The organism is Rhodococcus spelaei, assembly GCF_006704125.1.
GTDB classification, from domain to species: domain Bacteria; phylum Actinomycetota; class Actinomycetes; order Mycobacteriales; family Mycobacteriaceae; genus Rhodococcus_G; species Rhodococcus_G spelaei.
In genome coordinates, this window is the sequence record NZ_VIGH01000007.1 from 305,605 (window position 1) to 327,617 (window position 22,013).

Below are 22,013 nucleotides of genomic sequence, written 5' to 3' on the forward strand. Positions count from 1 at the left end.
CAGCGGCAGGGGTTCCAGTGAAGTACACGAGAGAAGTGCTCCAGGAAGCGGTTCAGAGTTCGCAGAGCGTCGCCGGGGTCATGCGATACCTCGGCCTCTCCATCACCGGGGGTTCACACGCTCACCTCAGCCGGCGAATCAAGAAGTTCGAGATCGACACTTCGCATTTCACCGGCTCGGGGCACCAACGCGGACAGTCCGCCTTCAACCGCCTGACTCCGGCGGACATCCTCGTAGTACGCCCGCCGGGAAGTGCGCGTGCCAAGCCACACCACCTGCGGCGCGCATTGGTCGAATCGGGAGTTCCGTACGCCTGCTCGTGTTGTGGCATCCCACCGACATGGAACGGTGCCGCGTTGACGCTGCACGTAGATCACGTCAACGGCGACTATCTGGATTGCCGGCGCGAGAACCTGCGGTTCCTGTGCCCGAATTGTCATACCCAGACCGCGAGCTGGGCGGGCCGGAACAGGTCCGCGCGTACTGTGTCCGGCGCGACTCGCGGCGATGCCGTGGCGTAGTCTGTTCCGGCACGCGCGAGTGGCGGAATGGCAGACGCGCCACACTTAGGATGTGGTGTCCAACGGACGTGGGGGTTCAAGTCCCCCCTCGCGCACCAGAACTTCCCGTGACCTGTGATGGTCACCTCCCCCACACCCCTGCCTTGGGCCCGTCCCGCTCCGGTACCGTCGTGGTGTGGCAAGTTCCCCCTCCCGTCGCCGACCAGCGCTGATTGTCTTCGTCGTCATCGCCTTTGCCGCGTGCCTGGCGCTCGGCTGGTGGCAGTGGACCCGGTTCGAGTCCGCGGGCGGCACCGGGCAGAACCTCGGCTACGCCTTCCAGTGGCCACTGTTCGCCGCGTTCGTCGTGTACGCCTACCGACGATTCGTCCAACTCGAGGACACCGCACCGGAGGACCGCCCAGCGGTCGCCAACGGCACCGAGCCCCGCGAGATCCCGGTCGACCTACTGCCGCAGCGGACCGTTGGTCGCACCGAGACGCTGGACGCCGCAAACCCCGACGACGAGGCCCACCAGGCTTACAACAACTACCTCGCGCAGTTGCGCGCAGCCGATAGGAGCACCACGTGAGCACGGCCCCCGAAGACACGGTCGCCGCGACCCCCACCCGCGACACCAAGAAGATCGCCGGAGCGTTGCTTCGCTACCGCGTGCTCGCCTACGCCACCGGCATCTGGCTGCTCGTGCTGACCGCCGAAATGGTCGCGAAGTACATCTTCAAGGTCGAGAACCTGCCGAGCTGGATCGCGATCGTGCACGGCTGGGTCTACTTCGTGTACCTGATCCTGACGATGGATCTCGCCGTGAAGGTGCGCTGGCCCGCGGGCCGCACCGTCGGCACCCTGCTGGCCGGCACCGTCCCGTTCCTGTCCTTCTTCGTCGAGCACTGGCGGACCCAGCAGGTCAAGCGCGACTTCGGCGTCTGACCGCCGTCCCCCTCGTTCCCGAATGGCCCCCCCCCCCCGTTCACTCTGACTGAACGGGGGGCCATTCGGGAATTGAGGGGCGGTCAGCGCGCGGCGAGGGCAGCGAGGTCCGGCACCAGCTGCGCCAGCGCCCGGCCGCGATGTGAGGCCGCGTCCTTCTCCTCCGGGGTGAGCTCGGCAGCACTGCGCCGCTCCCCTTCGGGCACGAACACCGGGTCGTAGCCGAACCCGCCGTCGCCACGCGGCTCGCGCGCGATCGCGCCCGGCCACGAGCCGCGCACCACACGTTCGGCGCCGCCCGGCACCACCAGCGCGCAGGCCGACACGAACGCCGCCCCGCGACGCCCGTCCGGTACGTCCGACAGCTGCGCGAGCACCAGCGAGGTGTTCGCCGCGTCGTCGCCGTGACCGCCCGACCAGCGCGCCGACAACACACCCGGCATGCCGTTCAACGCGTCCACCTCGAGACCGGAGTCGTCGGCGACGCAGGGCAGACCGGTCGCGGCGGCGCCGTCGCGGGCCTTCGCCAGCGCGTTGTCCTCGAAGGTCGCGCCGGTCTCCGGCGCCTCCGGGAACTCCGGGACCTCGTTCAGGCCGACGAGGTCGATGCCGCTCACCCCGGCGGCCTCGAGCACCCGCCGGAGTTCCTTCAGCTTCTTCGTGTTCCGGCTGGCGACGAGCAGGCGGACCGGCTCAGGCACCGAACTTCTTCTTCGCCGCCTCGGGCTCCTTCGGCTCGGGCAACTCGCCGGGGTACGGCAGCGCCAGCGCCTGCTTCTGCACCTCGAACAGCTGCTCGCAGCCGGCCAGAGCCGAGTCCAGCAGCTTGTCCAGCGTCGTCCGCGGGAAGGTCGCGCCCTCGCCGGTGCCCTGCACCTCGACCAGGGTGCCGGTGTCGGTCGCGACGACGTTCATGTCGACCTCCGCGCGGGAGTCCTCCTCGTAGGGCAGGTCGAGACGCACGCGGCCGTCGACGACGCCCACGCTCACCGCGGCGATCGCGCAGGACAGCGGCTGCGGGTCGGCCAGCCGACCAGCCGCGCGCAGGTAGGTGACAGCGTCCGCGAGCGCGACGTACGCGCCGGTGATCGCCGCGGTGCGGGTACCGCCGTCGGCCTGGAGGACGTCGCAGTCGATGGCGATGGTGTTCTCCCCGATGGCGGCGAGGTCGATGCAGGCGCGCAGGGACCTGCCGACGAGGCGGCTGATCTCCTGGGTGCGTCCCCCGACCCTGCCCTTGACCGACTCGCGGCCGCTGCGGGTGTGGGTGGCGGCGGGCAGCATCGCGTACTCGGCGGTCAGCCAGCCGAGGCCCGATCCCTTCCGCCAGCGCGGCACGCCCTCCTCGACGCTCGCCGTGCACATCACCCGGGTGTTGCCGAACTCGACCAGCACCGATCCCGCCGGGTGGCTGGTGAAACCTCGGGTGATCCGTACCTCGCGGAGTTCGTCGTCCGCCCTGCCGTCCAGTCGTCTGCTCACGGCCGCCAGCCTAGTGCCCGCGATCAGATGTCGAAGACGTCCCCGGCGGTGACCGCGTGTACGGGGCCGGAGAACTCGGCCTTCGCCTCGGCGATGACGTCCTCGCGGGAGGTCCACGGCGGGATGTGGGTCAGCAGCAACTCGTCGACCCCGGCGAGCGCCGCCACCCGACCCGCCTCGGTCCCGGACAGGTGGATGCCCTGCGGACGGCTCGGGTGATGGGTCCACGACGCCTCGGACAGCAGCACGTTCGCGCCGCGCGCGAGTTCGACCACCTCGTCGCACATGCCGGTGTCGCCGGTGTAGACCAGCGCGCGACCGGCGGGGTCGGTGAACCGCAGCCCGTAGGCCTCCGGCGGATGGAACACCCGGCGGGACTGCACGGTGAGTGCGCCGTACTCGACGGTGCCGTTGTCGGTCAGCGTGTGCAGGTCGAGGGTGTCGGTGATGTCGTCGACCTCGCCGGCGCACTCGGCGGAGGCTGCACCGATCCGGCGGGCGGTGTCGGTGGGCCCGTACATCAGCGTCCGACCGGACGGACGGTTCGGGTGGTAGCGCCGCCACACGAGCAGCGAGGGCACGTCCAAGCAGTGGTCGGCGTGCAGGTGCGTCAGGAAGATCGACACCTCGCCCGGGTCTGCGTACCGCTGCAGCGCACCGAGCACACCCGGACCGAAATCGATGACCGCGGGTGGGGTGTCCGGTGCGGTCAGGAGGTAGCCCGACGCGGGCGAGTCGGGACCCCCGACGCTGCCCGAACAACCCAGGACGGTGATGCGCATGATGTCATGCTGCCACGGGGACCCGATCCCGAAAAAGGTTCGGGTCGATTCGAGACGAACAACCTCGACGCGAGGGTCTGCGCGCGCCGTCACATCGGGGCACGCGACCTACTGTGTGAGGGCCTTCGCGGAGCGCTCCTTGCGCACGTCGGAGGCAAGAACCCAGGCCGCGAGGACACCGCCGAGGGCACCGAACAGGTGCCCTTGCCACGACATGCCTGCCGTGCCGGGCAACACGCCCCACAGCAGCCCGCCGTACACGAACAACACCACCACCCCGAGCGCCAACTGTCCGAAGTGCCGGGTGAAGAGCCCGCGCGCAATCAGGTAGGTGAGCCAGCCGAACACCAGTACCGATGCGCCGAGGTGGTTGCTGTTGGCGCCGCCGAACAGCCAGGTACCGAGACCTCCGACGACCCAGATGATGCCGGTGGCGGTCAAGCCGCGCCCGATCCCCGACAGCAACACCAGGAAACCCAGGACCAGCAACGGGATGGTGTTCGCGACCAGGTGTCCCCAGCCGTAGTGCAGGACCGGCGCGAACACGATGCCCCACAGTCCGTCGAGGGTCCGCGGCTGGATTCCGCCGTTGTCGAGGCTGCCGCGGAAGAGCATGTCGACGAATTCGAGGACGTAGAGCGCGAACACGAATACGCCGATCACCATCGCCGCCTGCTGCCACAGCGGTCGTTCGCCGACCGACCTGGCCGCGGGCGGGTTCGACTTCCCCGGCACCGGCAGACCCGCCGGGTTCACGTTGAACGCGTCGCTCGAACCATTCGGCATTGCCACTGTCCGAACCTCTTTCGCCGCCCCACGCCCCCGACTGTCGGGGACTCGTCCCGCTGCTTCGAGCCTACCGCCGCACGCGTCCGGACCACCGCCTTCAACGGTGATGGGAACCTGCATTCGGTCTGACAGGACGAAGGGAACCATCACCCGAATCGAGGAGGCCCGGGAGAGCGCGCGAACCTAGGCTCGGAAGGCCGACGGGAACAGTTGGCGATAGGTCGGGATGCCGGCGACCGGGGTCGCGGACAGCACCGCGTCGACGATCGCGCGGGTCACCACCTCTGCCGCGGCTGCACACACCGCGTCGAGCACGGGCAGGTCGGCGGGGAACGCCGCGGGTACCTCGACCGGCGGGGTCTGTGCGGTTCCGGTCGCGAGCGCAAAGAGCGTGTCGCCGTCGAGGGGCGAATGCGCGGGCCGGATCGCCCGGGCCAGGCCGTCGTGCCCGGCGACCGCCACCCGGCGACAGCCGGCCTTGCTCAGTGCGGCGTCCGTCGCGACCACCCCGATGGTGGTGTTGAGGACGGTGCCCTTCTGTCCCAGTTCGAGCGCGGCGGCCAACTCGGCGCGGTCCGGCGGGCGCAGCCCCCAGCTCGCGGCGTCGGCGTACCCGACGCCCCACGGCAGGCCGGTGCCCGGATCGAACACCGAGCCGACCGGGTTCGCGACCACCAGTGCCGCGACCGTGACGCCCTCGGCCGGGCCGGGTCCGAGCATTGCGCTGGCCGTGCCGACGCCGCCCTTGACGATGCCGGCGCGCGCCCCGACGCCCGCCCCGACCGACCCGCGCGCGAAGTCGGGCGCCGCCGCGTCGACCGCGAGGTAGCCGTGGTCGGAGGTGGGCCGAACCGACCAGTCACCGACAGGCAGGTCGAAGATGACCGCGCCCGGCACGATCGGAACCACGTGACCCTGCGCGTCCATCGGGATGCCCCGTCCGCGCTCCTCGAGCCACCGCATCACCCCGTCTGCCGCGGCCAACCCGTACGCGCTGCCGCCGGTGAGCAACACCGCATCCACTTGCTGGACGCTGTGGCTCGGGTCAAGCAGGTCCGTCTCCCTGGTCCCCGGCCCGCCGCCGCGCACGTCGACCGCCGCGGCGGTTCCGGCGGGCGCCAGCACCACCGTGCATCCGGTGGCCCGGCCGGAACCCAGGCTCGCGTCCTCGTCGAGTTCGTGTCGGTGCCCGACCAGCAGTCCGTCGACGTCGGTGAGCGAGTTCCGCGCCCCCGTCCGGGTATCCGGTCCCGTCACGGCAGCAGGACCTGCACGAGTGAGTCCTGCATCCAGGTGAGCCAGTGGTAGACGTCGAGGTGCGGGGCGCGCGGATCGTCGGGGTCGAGTTCGTCCGGGGTGTCGGCGTCGATGCCGATGGTGGTGCCCAGCGCGAGGCGCACGTCATTGAGCCCGGACAGCCAGGCGTCGGCCTGCTCCGGGGTGAGCACCACCTTGCCGCCCTCGGCGGGAACGGTCTGCAGGATCACCGAACCGGCCTGCAGCTTCGCGTCGATGATGTCGGGTTCGTGCAGACTGCGCAGTGCCCCATTGGCATTCGAGTCCCGCGCGTCCCCGTCCGCGATCGCGTCCTCGGGCTTGAAGAAGTCCGGCAGCAGTCGGGCCAGCGCCGCATCCGTTGGAGCGGTGGAGTTCCCGGTCCGCAGCCCGGTCAGCTCGGCGAGGTCGTCCTGGGGCGCGGACTCGGACCGCTCCTCGAGCAACGAGAGCACCGACGTCACCAGCGACCGCAACACCGACGCTTCACGGGCGTCCATCTCGGAGCGAAACTTCACGCCGCTCAGCGAATTCTTCCGACTCCATGTGCGCACGATGCGTACCTACAGGTCCTCTCGAGGTGGTGATGCGGCCGTCGCGGGAGGTCCCGCGTCAGCTGTCCCGCTGCATGGTGGCCCAGAGACCGGCCATGTGCAGCCGCTGCACGTCGTGTTCCATCTTGTCGCGCGAGCCCGACGAGACGACGGCCTTGCCCTCCTTGTGCACCTGCATCATCAGGTCCGTGGCCTTCTGTTTGCTGTAGCCGAACAGCTTTTGGAAGATGTAGGTCACGTAGTGCATGAGGTTCACGGGGTCGTCCCAGACGACCGTCACCCAGGGACGGTCCTGAGCTTCGTCGGCGTCGGTGACCTCCTGCTCCGCCTCCGCAGGCAGCACCTGCGGCGCCGGGGCGGGCATGCTCGCCGTCGGGGCCACCATCGGGAATTCGGTTGGGCATGGGGCCATGCCCCCAGCCTACGACGTGATCCGGACAGATTGAACCACCGCCGGCAAAACGCCGGGCTCGACGAACGCCCTCCACGCGGTCGCGACTCGTAAGGTGAGCGCGTGACGAACACTCCGGCGTCGAACCCCGCAGCCGACTGGTCCGGCCCCGCGACCAGCACCGCGCTGCTCACCGACCAGTACGAACTCACGATGCTCTCCGCCGCGCTCGCCGACGGTTCCGCGCACCGCCGCTGCACCTTCGAGGCGTTCGCCCGGCGACTGCCCGACGGTCGGCGCTACGGGGTGGTCGGCGGCACCGGGCGCATGCTCGACGCCCTCGAACGGTTCCGTTTCGGGGACCCCGAACTGGCGGTCGTGTCGAAGTTCCTCGACGAGCGCACCGTGACGTGGCTGTCCGAGTACCGGTTCTCCGGCGACATCGACGGTTACCGCGAGGGCGAACTGTACTTCCCGGGTTCGCCGATCCTGTCGGTGCGCGGGACCTTCGCCGAGTGTGTGTTGCTCGAGACGCTGATCCTGTCGATCCTCAACCACGACAGCGCAATCGCCGCCGCCGCCGCACGGATGGTCAGCGCCGCCGCGGGCCGCAAGCTGATCGAGATGGGTTCGCGCCGCGCCCACGAGGACTCCGCGGTGGCGTGCTCGCGGGCCGCCTACCTGGCCGGTTTCGACGCCACCTCGAACCTCGAGGCGGTGCGCCGCTACGGCGTGCCGGGTGCGGGCACCAGCGCACACTCGTACACGCTGCTGCACACCGACGCGGACGGTCCGGACGAGGCCGCCGCGTTCCGCGGGCAGGTCGCGGCACTCGGTGTGGGCACCACCCTGCTGGTGGACACCTACGACATCACCGAGGGCGTCAAGACCGCGATCGCGGTCGCGGGGCCGGAACTCGGCGGGGTCCGGATCGACTCCGGCGACCTCGGTGTGTGGGCGCGTCAGGTGCGCGATCAGCTCGACGACCTGGGCGCCACCAAGACGAAGATCGTGGTCTCCGGCGACCTGGACGAGTACTCGATCGCGGCGCTGCGCGCGGAACCGGTGGACACTTACGGTGTGGGCACCTCGGTGGTGACCGGTTCCGGCGCGCCCACGGCAGGCATGGTCTACAAGCTGGTCGAGGTCGAGGGCATCCCGGTGGAGAAGCGCAGCAGCAACAAGGCCTCGCGTGGTGGGACGAAGTGCGCGATGCGCCTCGCCCGCGCCACCGGCACGATCGTCGAGGAGGTCGTCTACCCGGCCGGCTCCGCCGAGCCCGACCCCGGCGGTCTGACGGCCCAGCCACTGATGGTGCCGATGGTGCGCGGCGGAGTCACGGAGCCGGGGCAGCCGACACTGACGCAGAGCCGCGACCTGCTCGCCCACGGCCTGGTGAGTCTGCCCTGGGAGGGCCTGAAGCTCTCCCGCGGCGAGGCCGCCGTGCCGACCCGATTCGTCGGCCGGGACCGGTGAGTCTGATGAGCGCCACCGGCCAGTCCCCCGCCGCGGGCACACGCGCGCTGATCGTCGTCGACGTGCAGAACGACTTCTGCGAGGGTGGCTCCCTCGCGGTCGCAGGCGGCGCAGCCGTCGCCGCCGCCGTGTCGAACTACCTGGCCGGGACGGACCGCCCCCGCTACGCGGCGGTGGTCGCGACCGCGGATCACCACATCGACCCGGGTGCCCACTTCTCCGACCACCCCGACTACGTGGACACCTGGCCCGTGCACTGCCGGGCGGGCACCCCGGGAGCCGAGTTCCACCCCGCACTGGACGCCGGCCCCGTGCAGGAGATCTTCACCAAGGGCGAGTACTCGGCCGCCTACTCGGGCTTCGAGGGCGCGTCGCGTTCCGGCGACTCCCTCGCCGACTGGCTGCGCACCCGCGGGATCGACGCGGTCGACGTGGTCGGGATCGCCACCGACCACTGTGTGCTGGCCACCGCACTGGACGCCCGCCGGGCGGGATTCGCGACGACGGTGCTGCTCGGGTACACCGCGGCGGTCTCCCCCGACGCCCTGGACGGTCCCCTCGACCGGATGCGGGCCGCCGGGGTGCGCCTGGTCGGGCAGGTCGCGACCCCCGCCTGACCGCGCCCGCCTCCCCCACCGGCAGGTGTCACTGCGTCGGCCCGTCGGTACGGCGACGTAGCCTTGTTCGGTGCCCGAACTCCCCGCCGTCCCCGACCTGCTCTCTGTGGCGGTGCGCTCGCTCGGCGGCGCCGAACGCCGCAACCAGTTGACGATGGCGTCGGCGGTCGCGCACGCCATCGACACCGGCGAGCACCTCGCTGTGCAGGCCGGCACCGGCACCGGCAAGTCGCTCGCCTACCTCGTCCCGAGCATCCGGCACGCCGTCGAGTCCGGCCGCACCGTGGTGATCTCCACCGCGACCATCGCACTGCAGCGTCAGCTCGTGGACCGCGACCTGCCTCGGCTGGCCGACGCGCTCGAGAAGTCACTCGGCAGGCCGCCGACCTTCGCAATCCTCAAGGGCCGCAACAACTATCTCTGCATGAACAAGATCCACACCGGTGCGGCGGAGGAGCCGGAGAACGCCGAACTGTTCGACGCGTTCGCAATCTCCCGCCTCGGCCGTGAGGTGCAGCGGCTCACCAAGTGGTCCTCGGACACCGAGACCGGCGACCGCGACGAGCTGGTACCCGGTGTCAGCGACCAGTCCTGGCGACAGGTCAGCGTCACCGCCCGCGAGTGCCTCGGCAAGTCCCGCTGCCCGGTGGGCGAGGACTGCTTCGCCGAACTCGCGCGGGCGGAGGCCTCGAAGGTGGACGTGGTGGTCACCAACCACGCGTTGCTGGCGATCGACGCGATCACCGGCATCGCGGTCCTGCCCGAGCACGACGTCGTGGTGATCGACGAGGCGCACGAACTGGTGGACCGGGTCACCGGGGTCGCGACGGCCGAACTGTCCCCGTCCACGATCAGCGCCGCGGCCCGCCGCTGCGTGAAGCTGGTCGAGGAGCAGGACGCCGACCGGATGGAGGCCTCCGCTGAGGGCTGGGCGGCGGTGCTCGAAGAGTCCCGCGTCGGACGGTGGGAGGACCTGCCCGACGGCGCGGCGCCCGCGCTCGCCGCGGTTCGGGACGCGGCGTGGTCGGTGCGCACGGCCATCGGCCCGGTGCGGCCGGGCATGAACGCGACCGATCCGGAGGCCGCCGCGGCCCGCAACACCGCGCTCGCCGCCGTCGACGAGGTGCACGACAGCGCCGTCCGCGTGCTCACCGCGTTCGACGAGCCCGACCACGCCAAGCGCCGCGACGTGGTGTGGCTGGCGGACGAGGAACGCCGCGGCAGGCTGGTCCGGATGGCGCCGCTGTCGGTCGGCGGGCTGCTGCGCTCGCGACTGTTCGCCGAGTCGACGGTCGTGCTCACCTCGGCGACCCTGACGGTCGGCGGTTCGTTCGACGGACTCGCGGTGAACTGGGGGCTGCCGCCGGAGTCCGGGGTCCGTAGCGACCCGGCGATGGCCACCGGCACCGAGGCGCCCTCGGACGCGTCCGACATCAAGTGGAACTCCCTCGACGTGGGCTCGCCGTTCGACCACGCCAAGGCCGGAATCCTGTACGTCGCAAAGCATCTGCCCGCGCCGGGCCGGGACGGGCTGGCCCCGAGCTACCTCGACGAGATCGCCGAACTGGTGACCGCGGCGGGCGGGCGCACGCTGGGCCTGTTCTCCTCGATGCGAGCAGCGAAGGCCGCGGCCGAGATCATGCGGGACCGCCTGGACACCCCGGTGCTGTGCCAGGGTGAGGACGCCACGGGTCAGCTGGTCCGTAAGTTCGCCGAGGACGAAGCTACGTCGCTGTTCGGCACCCTGTCGTTGTGGCAGGGCGTGGACGTGCCCGGACCGTCCCTGAGCCTGGTGATCCTCGACCGCATCCCGTTCCCCCGACCGGACGATCCGCTGCTGGTCGCGCGGCAGCGGGCCGTGGAGTCCCGCGGCGGCAACGGCTTCCTGTCCGTGGCCGCGAACCATGCGGCACTGCTGCTGGCCCAGGGCGTGGGCCGACTCCTGCGCAGCGTCGACGACAAGGGTGTGGTCGCGGTGCTGGACTCGCGGCTGGCGACCGCCCGCTACGGCGGCTACCTCCGCGCGTCGCTTCCGCCGTTCTGGGAGACCTCGGATCCGGAGGTCGTGCGCAAGGCCCTGACGAGGCTCGCGGCCGGCTAGCCCGGCGGACCAAGCAATTAGACGACCCGCCATTCTTCCCGTGCTTCGGGGCGCATCTCTCTGCGTCGACCAACCATGGTGAGAACCAGACCGGATGCGACCACAACCTGTCCCAGCATCAGCGAGGCCGGCAGCAGCAGCAACTCCCACCCGGTAGAACCGAAGTTCAGCGCCCAGACGGCGATCAGGATGGCCAGAATCCACGTCAAAGCCTGACCGAGTGTCATCAAGATGGTGGCCCACCTCCGATTGGTCCGCCGGGCGAGCCCAATCGCTCCGGCGACAACTCCAACAAGCGCAGCGATCCATCCGACCGGGGTAGGTAGCAGAACCATGAGACCGAGGAATGGTCCAGGCTCGACCATTCCCGACGTCGCCAGCTGCGGTACTACGAACAGCCAAACCGACGCAGCGCACAGTGTCGAGACGACTGAGGCGCTCATGAGTACCTCCACCAGGTCAACCTAACGCAAGGCGGTTCGAGGAATCCTCACCAAGGACACCTCGGGAACACCCGCTCGCGTCGGGGCGAGAGGCGATGAATGCGCCCTGACGGCTAGCCGGACCGCTCTGCGAACTCCGTCGGGTCGAAGGTGAACACCACGTACTCCCGCTCGCCGATGCTGAACCGGGCGGCTTCGTCCATGCCGTAGTGCCGGTGCACCGCAATCGATTTGGCGTTGGCAACCTCGACGAATGCCGAGCCGAGGTCGTAGTCTGGGGCGAGGTCTCGGCTCAGCGCCGTCAACAACGCCGTCATGACGCCGCGCCCCTGGAATCGCGGGTCCACCGCTACCGGGCCGTAGAGGAAGAACCTCGTCCCCGCCGGCGCGAGCGCGGCCACCGCGTCGACCGTCTCCTTGGCGGGACCGGACGCAAACATCCCCGGCAGCGAGGACATCGCGAAACCGGCGAGCTCTCCGTCCTCCTCGGCGACGAACACACCCGAGCCCTCCTGGAGACGGGTCAGCGTCGACTCGTCCATCACGCCCTGCACGAAGCCGCGCTCGGCCCGCTCCTCGGGCGACAGGTCGTCTCCGCGCGAAGCTTGCATCAGCGCGAGTATCCCGTGACGGTCTGCGCTTCCGGATCTGCGAGTGGTGACAGTCATTCCTTGATGGTCGCAGCCGTCGGGCCCCCGGACCGGTTCCGCCACGGCACGAAGCGCGGCAACAGGTAACGGCCGGCCCGTACCGTTCGAGGTGCGGCACACTGAAATCCGATTCGACCGAGACGAGTCGGACACCGAATGACGGAGGGCTCGAACGATGCGCGACACCGGCCCGGTACGACCGTGACGACGGCCGTCGTCGTCGGCAGCGGACCCAACGGGCTCGCCGCCGCGGTACACCTCGCCCGCCACGGGGTCGACGTCCAGGTACTCGAGGCCGCCGACACCATCGGCGGCGGAACGCGGTCCGCCGAACTCACGGTGCCCGGACTGCTGCACGACGAGTGCTCGGCGTTCCACCCGATGGGCGCCGGTTCCCCCTTCCTGCAGACCCTCGGGCTCGAGCGGTACGGGCTCACCTGGCGGTGGCCGGAGGTCGACTGCGCCCATCCCCTCGACAACGGTGACGCGGGGCTGCTGTACCGGTCGGTGGCGCAGACCGCAGCCGGCCTTGGCGCGGACGGAAGGCGCTGGCAGCGCATGTTCGGCGGGCTCGCCGACAGCTTCGACGACCTGGCAGCCGACCTGATGCGCCCGATCGCGAGCGTGCCGCGCCACCCGGTCCGGCTGGCGAGTTTCGGCTCGAGGGCGCTGCTGCCCGCGACCGCGACGGCCCGGTGGTGGCGCACCGACAGGGCCAGGGCGCTGTTCGGGGGCGTCGCGGCGCACACCTACCACCGACTCGACCGCCCGGCCACCTCCGCCGTCGGGCTGATGATCGTCGCCGCCGGTCATCGCTACGGGTGGCCGGTGGCCGAGGGCGGTTCGCAGTCGATCGCGGCGGCCCTCGCGGCGATGCTCACCGATCGGGGCGGGAGGATCACCACCGGGGTGCGAGTCCGCAGCACCCGCGACATCCCACCCGCCGACGTCGTCATGCTCGACGTCACCCCCGCAGCCGCGTTGGAGATTCTCGGCGACCGGGTACCGGGACGGGTGGCCCGCGCGTACCGCCGGTTCCGGCACGGGGCGGCGGCGTTCAAGGTGGACTTCGCGGTCGAGGGCGGCGTCCCGTGGACCGCCCCCGACTGCGGCCGCGCCGGCACGGTGCACCTCGGTGGCGACTTCGCCGAGATCACGCGGGCCGAACGCGACGTCACGGCGGGCCGCATGCCGCAGCGACCGTTCGTGCTGCTCGGCCAGCAGTACCTCGCGGACCCCACCCGATCCAACGGGAACCTGCACCCGGTGTACGCGTACGCCCATGTGCCGCACGGATACCCGGGCGACGCCACGGAGGCGATCGTCGCGCAGGTCGAACGGTTCGCGCCCGGCTTCCGGGACCGGATCGTCGCCACGGTGAGCAGCGGTCCGGCCCGGCTCGCGGAGTCCAACCCGAACTACGTGGGCGGCGACATCATCGGTGGCGCCAACACCGAGACCCAGGTGGTGCTGCGACCGCGGGTCGCGCTCGACCCGTACCGCACCGGCGTGCCGGGTGTCTACCTGTGCTCGGCCTCGACACCCCCGGGCGCGGGCGCGCACGGGATGTGCGGCTACAACGCGGCCGAGTCGGCCCTGCGGCACCTGCGCGGCGCGTGATCGGTGCCCTAGCCGACCGGCTCCGCCACCAACGCGAGTTCCGCGTCACCGGCCAGCAGTTCGTGATGCGGTAGCACCCGGATCGTGTACCCCACCGCGCCCGAGAGCGGCACCGGCGTGGTCGCGACGAACACCTCGCCGAGATCCTCCGAGCCGGCGTGGGTCATCGGCACGGTCACCAGGTCGACGAGTTCCTCGTCCGCACCGACCCGGCCGAGCACCGCCTGGACCGTGACGTCGGCGACATCCAGCCCGCCGAGGCGGACGTAGGCACGTAGCGACAACTCGGCCCCGATCACCGGGGTGTCGGGCAGCCCGGCGCTGTCCACCTGAACCACCTGGACGCCCGGCCACGCAGTGTCGACACGTTCGCGGTAGTGCGCGACCTGTCGGGCACCGGCGTACCCGTCCGCGATCACCGCGCGCGAGGCGCGGGCCGCGGGAGCGTAGTAGTCCACCGTGTAGTCGCGAACCATCCTCGACGCCAACACCTTCGGGCCGAGCGACTGCAGCGTGTGCCGGACCATCTCCACCCACCGGACCGGAACGCCACCGGGCCCGCGGTCGTAGAACTTCGGTAGCACCGACTGCTCGAGCAGGTCGTACATCGCGTTCGCCTCGAGGTCGTCGCGGCGCACCTCGTCGCTGACGCCGTCCGCGGTCGGGATGGCCCAGCCGTTCTCGCCGTCGAACATCTCGTCCCACCAGCCGTCCCGGATGGACAGGTTCAGTCCCCCGTTGAGCGCGGACTTCATCCCCGAGGTGCCGCACGCCTCGAGCGGTCGCAGCGGATTGTTCAGCCACACATCGCATCCCCAGTAGAGGAACCGTGCCATCGACATGTCGTAGTCCGGCAGGAAGACGATCCGGTGCCGCACGTCGTGCTCGTCCGCGAAGCGCACCACCTGCTGGATGAGCGCCTTGCCGCCGTCGTCGGCGGGATGCGACTTGCCCGCGACCACCAACTGCACCGGACGCTCCGGGTCCAGCAGCATCGCCCGCAACCGCTCCGGGTCACGCAGCATCAGCGTCAGTCGCTTGTACGTCGGCACCCGGCGGGCGAACCCGACGGTCAACACCTCCGGGTCGAAAACGCCCGACACCCAACCCAGTTCGGCATCGGTGGCCCCGCGCTCGAGCCACGACGCCCGCACCCGCCGGCGCACCTCGGCGACCAGTTGCGCGCGCAAGGTGTTGCGGGTGGACCACAGCTCGGCGGGCGCGATCTCACTCAGCCGCTCCCAGCCCCGCGCCTCCTCGACCAGTTCGGGTCCGACCGCCCGTCGCGCCAGGTCCATCCACTCACGCGCCGCCCAGGTCGGTGCGTGCACCCCGTTGGTGACCGACCCGATCGGCACCTCGGCGGCGTCGAAACCGGGCCACAGGCCGTTGAACATCTCCCGGCTGACGCTGCCGTGCAGCTTCGACACCCCGTTCGCGCGCTGGCCGAGCCGCAGGCCCATGTGGGCCATGTTGAACACCGACGGATCGTTCTCCCGGCCGAGCTCGATGATCCGGTCCACCGTGAGCCCCGGCAGCAGCGCCGACGCGTTCTCGCCGCCCGCGCCGCCGAAGTAGTGCCGCACCAGATCCGCCGGAAACCGGTCGATCCCCGCGGGCACCGGGGTGTGGGTGGTGAAGACGGTGGCCGCGCGGACGGCGGCGAGCGCCGACTCGAAGTCCAGCCCGGCCCCGGTGATCAGCTCCCGGATCCGCTCGACGCCGAGGAAGCCCGCGTGCCCCTCGTTCATGTGGAACACCTCGGGATCCGCGAGTCCCTCCGAGCGCGTGTACGCCCGCACCGCGCGCACCCCGCCGATCCCGGCCAGGATCTCCTGCTTGATCCGGTGGTCCTGGTCGCCGCCGTACAGCCGGTCGGTGACCCCGCGCAGGTCCGGGTCGTTCTCGGCGATGTCGGAGTCCAGCAGCAGCAGGGGAACCCGGCCGACCTGCGCGATCCACACCCGCGCCCGCAGCACCCGGCCACCGGGCATCGCCACGTGCAGCAGCACCGGTGCGCCCGAGCCGGACTCGGTCAGCAGTCGCAGCGGCAGCCCCTGCGGGTCGAGCGAGGGATAGTGCTCGGCCTGCCAGCCGTCCGCCGTCAACGACTGGCGGAAGTAGCCGGACCGGTACAGCAGACCGACCCCGATCAGCGGTACGCCGAGGTCGGAGGCGGCCTTGAGGTGGTCGCCCGCCAGGATCCCGAGCCCTCCCGAGTAGTTCGGCAGCACCTCGCTGACACCGAACTCCATTGAGAAGTAGGCGATCCCGCTGGCCAGGTCGACCCCCTTCGCCTGCTGGTTCTGATACCAGCGCGGTCGCTGAAGGTAGTCGTCGAGATCCGCGGCGAGACGGTCCAGCTCCGCCCCGAAGTCCGCGTCCTCGGCCAGTTCGTCGAGCCGAGCGGGCGAGACCTCGCCGAGCATCCGGATCGGGTCCTGGCGGACCTGCGACCAGAGCTGCGGGTCGATCCGCGCGAACAGATCCTGGGTCTGCGGATGCCACGACCACCGCAGGTTCGTCGACAACGGCCCGAGGGCAGACAGCCGCTCGGGCAGGTGGGCACGGACGGTGAACCGACGCAAGGCTTTCACCCGGCACAGACTACGCAAATGCGGTGCCGCGGTCCTGTCGTCCGGCGGCCGCGTTCGGCACGCGGGGGCCCTGCACCTACCCGTAAGGTTGAGGACATGACCGGGCGGATTGGAATCGACGACGTCGTCCCCGAGATCGCGGGCGGTCGGTATCCGGCGAAAGCCGTGGTTGGCGAGACGTTTCCCGTGTCCGCGACGGTCTGGCGGGAGGGCCACGACGCGGTCGCCGCGACGCTGGCGGTCCGCGGTCCGGAGTCCGCCTCGACGATCCGGATCCCGATGCTCCCCGGCCCCCTTCCGGACACCTTCGCGGCGGTGTTCACCCCGACCTGCGCCGGCACCTGGACCTACCGGGTGGAGGGGTGGGGCGACCCGATCACCGGATGGCGCGCCGCGGTGGAGGCGAAGCTGTCGGTCGGGCAGGGACCGGCAGAGCTGGCCAACGATCTCGAGCTCGGCGCCCGGCTCTTCGACCGCGCCGCGCGGACGGTGCCGCGGGCCGACCGGCCGCGGTGCGCCGCGGTGGCCGCGGCGCTGCGCAGCGATCAGCAACTGCCCGCCCGGGTCGCGCCGGCGTTCGCCTCCGACATCGCCCAGCTTCTGCGCGCCCACCCGCTGCGTGATCTCGTCACCCGCGGTCGCACCCTGCAGGTGTCGGTCGACCGCAAGCGCGCTCTGTTCGGTTCGTGGTACGAGTTCTTCCCCCGCTCGACCGGCGGCTGGGACGCCGAGGGCAGGCCCCGGCACGGCACCTTCGCCACCGCCGCCAACGACCTGCCCCGGATCGCGGGCATGGGATTCGACGTGGTCTACCTGCCGCCGATCCACCCGATCGGGCGGGTGAACCGCAAGGGCCCGAACAACTCACTGACCCCCGGACCGGACGACGTCGGGTCGCCGTGGGCGATCGGTTCGGCCGAGGGCGGACACGACGCGATCCATCCGGAGCTGGGCACCCTCGCGGACTTCCGGGCGTTCGTCACCCGGGCGCGACGCCTCGGCCTCGAGGTCGCACTCGACCTGGCCCTGCAGTGCGCGCCCGACCATCCCTGGGCCACAAGTCATCCCGAGTGGTTCACCGTCCTTCCCGACGGCACCATCGCGTTCGCCGAGAACCCGCCGAAGAAGTACCAGGACATCTACCCGGTCAACTTCGACGAGGACCGCGACGGCATCTACACCGAGGTCCTGCGGGTGGTGCGTTACTGGATCGACAACGGGGTCAAGATCTTTCGGGTCGACAACCCGCACACCAAGCCACCGGACTTCTGGGAGTGGCTGATCGCCGAGGTCAAGTCCGGCGACCCGGACGTACTGTTCCTGTCCGAGGCGTTCACCCGGCCCGCGCGGATGTACGGTCTCGCCAAGCGCGGGTTCACGCAGTCCTACACCTACTTCACCTGGCGGGTGGGCAAGTCCGAGCTCACCGAGTTCGCGCTCGAGCTCGCTGCGAAGGCGGACGAGGCCCGTCCGAACCTGTTCGTCAACACGCCCGACATCCTGCACGAGAGCTTGCAGGTCGGCGGTCCCGGCATGTTCGCGCTGCGAGCGGTGCTCGCGGCAACCCTGGGCCCGACCTGGGGCGTCTACTCGGGATACGAGCTCTACGAGCATCTTCCGGTGCACCAGGGCAGCGAGGAGTACCTCGACTCCGAGAAGTACCAGTTGCGCCCCCGCCCCTTCGACGAGGCGCGCGCGCGGGGCGAGTCGCTCGAGCCGTGGATCACCATGCTCAACCGGATCCGGCGCGCGCATCCCGCGCTGCAGCAGTTGCGCACCATCACCTTCCACCACATCGACAACGACTCGCTGCTCGCGTACTCGAAGTTCGACCCGGTCACCGGCGACGCGGTGCTCACGGTGGTCAACCTCAACCCGTTCGGCGCCGAGCAGGGCACCATCTGGCTGGACATGCCCGCGCTCGGCCGCGACTGGCAGGATCACCTGACGGTGCTCGACGAGGTTACCGGCGATCAGTTCCACTGGGGCCAGACCAATTTCGTGCGACTCGAGCCCTGGCGCGCGGTCGCGCACATCCTCGCCCTGCCGCCCGTCCCCTACCCCGCGCGGATGCACCTCGCCCTGCGCGCACCGGTTTCGTGAGCGGCGCGCCCAGGCGGTACGACGCCGCCCCGCCCGCAGCCGACCTGGCCCGCCTCGCCGACGGCACCCACCACGACCCGCACTCGGTCCTCGGCGCCCACTCGCATCCCGGCGGCACCGTCATCCGCACCCTGCGGCCACACGCCATCGCGGTCTCGGCCCGGATCGGCGACACCGACCACCCGCTCGACCACCTGGCCGACGGACTGTTCAGTGGCGTGGTCCCGGTCGAGGACCTGATCGACTACCGCCTGGTCGTCGAGTACGCGGGCGGCGAGACGGTCGTCGTGGCGGACGGGTATCGCTTCCTGCCGACCCTCGGCGAACTCGACCTGCACCTGCTCGCCGAGGGCAGGCACGAACGGCTCTGGGACGTCCTCGGGGCGCACCCCCGCAGCTACACCACCCCGGACGGCGAGGTCACCGGGACGTCCTTCGCAGTGTGGGCGCCGTCCGCGCTCGGCGTCACCGTGATGGGTGACTTCGACGGGTGGGGTGCCCGGTCCGCCCCGATGCGCGTCCTCGGGTCGACCGGGGTGTGGGAGTTGTTCGTGCCCGGCGTCGGGCCCGGCGAGCTCTACAAGTTCAGGGTGCACGGGCGTGACGGCTCGGCGGCAGACAAGGCCGACCCGATGGCGTTCGCCACCGAGGTACCGCCTGCCACCGCGTCGGTCGTCTACCAGGGCAGCCACGTCTGGACCGACGACGACTGGATCGCCGCCCGCGAACGGATCGAACCGAACCAGGCCCCGATGAGCGTGTACGAGGTGCACCTCGGGTCGTGGCGCCCCGGACTGAGCTATCTCGAACTGGCGGAGCAACTCTCGGCCTACGTCCAGGACGCCGGCTTCACCCACGTCGAGCTGCTGCCGGTGGCCGAGCACCCCTACGGCGGTTCCTGGGGCTACCAGGTCACCTCGTACTACGCGCCGACCGCGCGGTTCGGCTCGCCCGACGACTTCCGGGTCTTCGTCGACCGCATGCACCGGGCGGGCATCGGCGTCATCGTCGACTGGGTGCCCGCGCACTTCCCCAAGGACGAGTGGGCCCTCGCCCGGTTCGACGGTGGCCCGCTCTACGAGCACGCCGATCCCCGACGCGGCGAGCAGTTGGACTGGGGCACCTACGTTTTCGACTACGGCAGACCCGAGGTCCGCAACTTCCTCGTCGCCAACGCGCTGTACTGGATCGAGGAGTTCCACGTGGACGGGCTGCGCGTGGACGCGGTCGCGTCCATGCTCTACCTCGACTACTCGAGGCCGCCCGGCGGCTGGACCCCGAACATCCACGGCGGGCGCGAGAATCTCGAGGCGGTCGCCTTCCTGCAGGAGATGAACGCCACCGTGCACAAGCACCACCGCGGGGTGGTGACCGTCGCGGAGGAGTCCACCGCCTGGCCGGGGGTCACCCGCACCACCTCGGTCGGCGGGCTCGGTTTCACGATGAAGTGGAACATGGGCTGGATGCACGACACCCTCGGCTACCTGGGCCGCGATCCCATCCACCGCAGCTTCCACCACCACGAGGTCACCTTCTCGCTGATGTACGCGTGGAGCGAGAGCTACCTGCTGCCGATCAGCCACGACGAGGTGGTGCACGGCAAGGGCACGCTGTGGACCCGGATGCCCGGCGACGACTACGCCAAGGCCGCGGGCGTGCGCACGCTGCTCGCGTACATGTGGTCGCACCCCGGCAAGCAACTGCTGTTCATGGGGCAGGAGTTCGGCCAGCGGACCGAGTGGTCGGAGGAGCACGGACTGGCCTGGGAACAGCTCGAGCACGGATCACAGGCGCAGCTGCACCGCGGGCTGCGGGGCCTGGTCCGGGACCTCAACGCCGTCTACCGCGGACACCCGGCCCTGTGGACCCTGGACACCTCCCCCGGCGGCTACTCGTGGATCGACGCCAACGACACCGAGAACAACGTGCTCAGCTACCTGCGGTACGGCACCGACGGGTCGATCGTGGCGTGCCTGTTCAACTTCTCCGGCTCCACGCACGCGCACTACCGGGTCGGACTGCCCGAGCCCGGCCGGTGGCTCGAGATCCTCAACACCGACGCCGGCGAGTACCTCGGCTCCGGACTCGGTAACTTCGGAGAGGTGCACGCCACCACCGACTCCTGGCACGGACGTCCCGCGTCCGCCGCGGTGATGCTGCCCGCGAACAGCGCGATCTGGCTGTGCCTGGAGCGCGGGTGAGCGGGCGGACCGCGGCGACCCTCGCCGCGGCCTCCCTGGCGCTGCTGCTGGCCGGCTGCGCGTCGACGGTCGGTGGACGCGCAGTCTCGATCTACGACAACCCGTTCACCGTCGCCGGTCTGCCCGCGACGTCGGGGCCGAGCGGTCCCCGCGAGGACGCGGCCGCGTCGACGCTGCCGGTGCGCGGCGCGGACGGCTCGGCCGCCGACGTCCTGGCGACCAACGCGATCGACGACATCACCGCCTTCTGGCACGACGAGTACCCGAAGGTGTTCACCGGCGACTTCCGACCGGTCACCGACCTGGTGTCCTGGGACCCGGACATTCCGGCGGCCCGCTCGGACACCTTCTGCGGCGACAGCACTCACGGGGTGGTCAACGCGGGCTACTGCACCCGGGACGGCTCCATCGGCTGGGATCGCACCACGCTGCTGCCGACGCTGATGGACACCTTCGGTCCGATGGCGGTGGTCATGGTGATGGCGCACGAGTACGGGCACGCCGTCCAGCACGATTCGGGCCTCGCCGGCGACGACGACCCGGTGCTGGTGCTCGAGCAGCAGGCGGACTGCTTCGCGGGTGCATTCATGCGGCACGTGGCCGAGGGCGACGCCGCGCATTTCACCCTCAACACCTCGGACGGACTCAACTCGGTGATGGCCGCGATGGTCGCGGTGCGCGACACCAACCCGAACGATCCGGAGTCGGTGCACGGCTCCGCATTCGAACGGGTCACCGCGTTCCAGATCGGCTTCACAGACGGAGCCCGCTCGTGCACCAAGATCGACGAGGCCGAGGTCGAGGGCCGGCGAGCACAGTTGCCGCAGCAGTTCTCCACGACCGGCGGCAACGGCGAGACCCCGGTGACGGAGTCGACCGTCAGGCAGACCGTCGACTCCCTGCAGGCCCTGTTCACACTGCCCGACAAGCCGAAGGTCGTGTTCGACGGCGCCGACACCGGCTGCGCCGATGCCCGCAGCACCGAGCCGGTGTCCTACTGCCCCTCGACCAACACCATCGGCGTCTCGATGCCGCAGTTGATCGAGCGCGGCACCCCGCGCGGCGAGTCCCCCAACGACATCGCCGCCGACGTCCGCGGCGACTTCGGCGCCTACGTCCTCGTGGCCTCGCGCTTCACCCTCGCGGTCCAGCGCGTCGCGGGCGATTCCCTCACCGAGGCGAAGACCGCGGTCCGGGCCGCCTGCCTGTCCGGGGCCTGGACGGCCGCCACCGCGACCGGGCGGGCCGGTGCCCTCAAGCTCTCCCCCGGTGACCTCGACGAGGCCGTCTCCGGTCTGCTCACCGACGGCCTGATGGCCAGCGACGTCGACGGCACGACCGTTCCGAGCGGGTTCGCCCGGGTGGACGCCTTCCGGTCCGGCGTCCTCGGCGGCCAGCCCGCCTGCGCCAACCGGTACGGCTAGCGCCTGCGGCGCCTGTGCGCGCCGTTCACCCCGATCGGGGTAATTGGCGCGCACAGTCGC

At 70.7% G+C, this 22,013-nt stretch carries 20 protein-coding genes and 1 tRNA gene; 11 read left to right on the forward strand and 10 right to left on the reverse strand.

Translation table 11 applies throughout. The features are described 5' to 3' along the window. Positions 1 to 17: 17 nt before the first annotated feature. From FK531_RS22760 to FK531_RS16845, 4 genes are all read left to right on the forward strand, one after another. Complete coding sequence (locus FK531_RS22760) at positions 18 to 521, forward strand: HNH endonuclease signature motif containing protein (RefSeq protein ID WP_142101423.1); 504 nt, start codon at positions 18 to 20, stop codon at positions 519 to 521. A gap of 13 nt (positions 522 to 534) precedes the next feature. Continuing rightward, a tRNA-Leu gene (locus FK531_RS16835) sits at positions 535 to 619 on the forward strand. 77 nt (positions 620 to 696) lie between these two features. After that, positions 697 to 1,092 (forward strand): transcriptional regulator, encoded by a 396-nt coding sequence (locus tag FK531_RS16840; protein WP_142101322.1) that lies wholly within the window; start codon positions 697 to 699, stop codon positions 1,090 to 1,092. Continuing rightward, on the forward strand, positions 1,089 to 1,448 hold the full coding sequence (locus FK531_RS16845; protein ID WP_142101324.1) for a DUF3817 domain-containing protein: 360 nt from the start codon (positions 1,089 to 1,091) through the stop codon (positions 1,446 to 1,448). The genes FK531_RS16840 and FK531_RS16845 overlap by 4 nt, the downstream gene beginning before the upstream one ends. A gap of 83 nt (positions 1,449 to 1,531) precedes the next feature. Here the strand turns inward: FK531_RS16845 and rdgB are convergent, their stop codons facing one another. The 7 genes from rdgB to clpS form a co-directional block, all read right to left on the reverse strand. Then, positions 1,532 to 2,149 carry an RdgB/HAM1 family non-canonical purine NTP pyrophosphatase gene (gene rdgB, locus FK531_RS16850; protein WP_142101326.1) on the reverse strand — a complete coding sequence of 206 codons (618 nt, stop codon included), beginning with the start codon at positions 2,147 to 2,149 and terminating at the stop codon, positions 1,532 to 1,534. Further along, positions 2,142 to 2,930 (reverse strand): ribonuclease PH, encoded by a 789-nt coding sequence (gene rph / locus FK531_RS16855; protein ID WP_142101328.1) that lies wholly within the window; start codon positions 2,928 to 2,930, stop codon positions 2,142 to 2,144. The genes rdgB and rph overlap by 8 nt, the downstream gene beginning before the upstream one ends. 23 nt (positions 2,931 to 2,953) lie before the next feature. After that, on the reverse strand, positions 2,954 to 3,712 hold the full coding sequence (locus FK531_RS16860; protein ID WP_142101330.1) for a cyclic nucleotide-degrading phosphodiesterase: 759 nt from the start codon (positions 3,710 to 3,712) through the stop codon (positions 2,954 to 2,956). A gap of 108 nt (positions 3,713 to 3,820) precedes the next feature. Beyond that, positions 3,821 to 4,498, reverse strand: coding sequence for a rhomboid family intramembrane serine protease (locus FK531_RS16865; RefSeq protein WP_142101425.1), 678 nt, complete (start codon positions 4,496 to 4,498; stop codon positions 3,821 to 3,823). Positions 4,499 to 4,684: 186 nt separating this feature from the next. Next, on the reverse strand, positions 4,685 to 5,758 hold the full coding sequence (locus FK531_RS16870) for a P1 family peptidase (protein ID WP_142101332.1): 1,074 nt from the start codon (positions 5,756 to 5,758) through the stop codon (positions 4,685 to 4,687). After that, positions 5,755 to 6,330 (reverse strand): oxidative stress transcriptional regulator AosR, encoded by a 576-nt coding sequence (gene aosR / locus FK531_RS16875; RefSeq protein WP_142101334.1) that lies wholly within the window; start codon positions 6,328 to 6,330, stop codon positions 5,755 to 5,757. The genes FK531_RS16870 and aosR overlap by 4 nt, the downstream gene beginning before the upstream one ends. 58 nt (positions 6,331 to 6,388) lie before the next feature. Then, positions 6,389 to 6,742, reverse strand: coding sequence for an ATP-dependent Clp protease adapter ClpS (clpS, locus tag FK531_RS16880; RefSeq protein WP_142101336.1), 354 nt, complete (start codon positions 6,740 to 6,742; stop codon positions 6,389 to 6,391). A gap of 102 nt (positions 6,743 to 6,844) precedes the next feature. Here clpS and FK531_RS16885 point away from each other — a divergent pair, with 102 nt between their 5' ends. The 3 genes from FK531_RS16885 (at position 6,845) to FK531_RS16895 (ending at position 10,915) form a co-directional block, all read left to right on the forward strand. After that, on the forward strand, positions 6,845 to 8,197 hold the full coding sequence (locus tag FK531_RS16885) for a nicotinate phosphoribosyltransferase (RefSeq protein WP_290367634.1): 1,353 nt from the start codon (positions 6,845 to 6,847) through the stop codon (positions 8,195 to 8,197). Positions 8,198 to 8,202: 5 nt separating this feature from the next. After that, the gene (locus FK531_RS16890; protein WP_142101338.1) at positions 8,203 to 8,814 is read left to right on the forward strand and encodes an isochorismatase family protein; all 612 of its coding nucleotides are present in this window, start codon (positions 8,203 to 8,205) and stop codon (positions 8,812 to 8,814) included. Between the two features lie 70 nt (positions 8,815 to 8,884). Continuing rightward, positions 8,885 to 10,915 carry an ATP-dependent DNA helicase gene (locus tag FK531_RS16895; RefSeq protein WP_142101340.1) on the forward strand — a complete coding sequence of 677 codons (2,031 nt, stop codon included), beginning with the start codon at positions 8,885 to 8,887 and terminating at the stop codon, positions 10,913 to 10,915. Between the two features lie 17 nt (positions 10,916 to 10,932). Here the strand turns inward: FK531_RS16895 and FK531_RS22765 are convergent, their stop codons facing one another. Both FK531_RS22765 and FK531_RS16905 read right to left on the reverse strand, forming a co-directional pair. Then, positions 10,933 to 11,142, reverse strand: coding sequence for a hypothetical protein (locus FK531_RS22765; RefSeq protein WP_246098215.1), 210 nt, complete (start codon positions 11,140 to 11,142; stop codon positions 10,933 to 10,935). A gap of 329 nt (positions 11,143 to 11,471) precedes the next feature. Continuing rightward, the gene (locus tag FK531_RS16905; RefSeq protein ID WP_181762994.1) at positions 11,472 to 11,969 is read right to left on the reverse strand and encodes a GNAT family N-acetyltransferase; all 498 of its coding nucleotides are present in this window, start codon (positions 11,967 to 11,969) and stop codon (positions 11,472 to 11,474) included. Positions 11,970 to 12,209: 240 nt separating this feature from the next. Here FK531_RS16905 and FK531_RS16910 point away from each other — a divergent pair, with 240 nt between their 5' ends. Then, positions 12,210 to 13,628, forward strand: coding sequence for a phytoene desaturase family protein (locus FK531_RS16910; RefSeq protein ID WP_142101429.1), 1,419 nt, complete (start codon positions 12,210 to 12,212; stop codon positions 13,626 to 13,628). A gap of 8 nt (positions 13,629 to 13,636) precedes the next feature. On the opposite strand, the gene glgP is transcribed toward FK531_RS16910, so the two are convergent. Further along, positions 13,637 to 16,225, reverse strand: coding sequence for an alpha-glucan family phosphorylase (gene glgP, locus FK531_RS16915; RefSeq protein WP_142101345.1), 2,589 nt, complete (start codon positions 16,223 to 16,225; stop codon positions 13,637 to 13,639). Positions 16,226 to 16,321: 96 nt separating this feature from the next. On the opposite strand from glgP, the gene FK531_RS16920 reads away from it, so the two are divergent. Genes FK531_RS16920 through FK531_RS16930 form a run of 3 tightly spaced genes read left to right on the forward strand, consistent with a single transcriptional unit; the run spans position 16,322 to position 21,953 of the window. Next, positions 16,322 to 18,328, forward strand: coding sequence for an alpha-1,4-glucan--maltose-1-phosphate maltosyltransferase (locus tag FK531_RS16920; protein ID WP_142101347.1), 2,007 nt, complete (start codon positions 16,322 to 16,324; stop codon positions 18,326 to 18,328). Further along, positions 18,325 to 20,529, forward strand: coding sequence for a 1,4-alpha-glucan branching protein GlgB (gene glgB / locus FK531_RS16925; RefSeq protein WP_142101349.1), 2,205 nt, complete (start codon positions 18,325 to 18,327; stop codon positions 20,527 to 20,529). Before FK531_RS16920 ends, glgB begins: the two co-directional genes overlap by 4 nt. Continuing rightward, entirely contained in the window at positions 20,526 to 21,953 is a 1,428-nt protein-coding gene (locus tag FK531_RS16930) for a neutral zinc metallopeptidase (protein WP_142101351.1), read from the forward strand. The genes glgB and FK531_RS16930 overlap by 4 nt, the downstream gene beginning before the upstream one ends. Positions 21,954 to 22,013 lie beyond the last annotated feature (60 nt).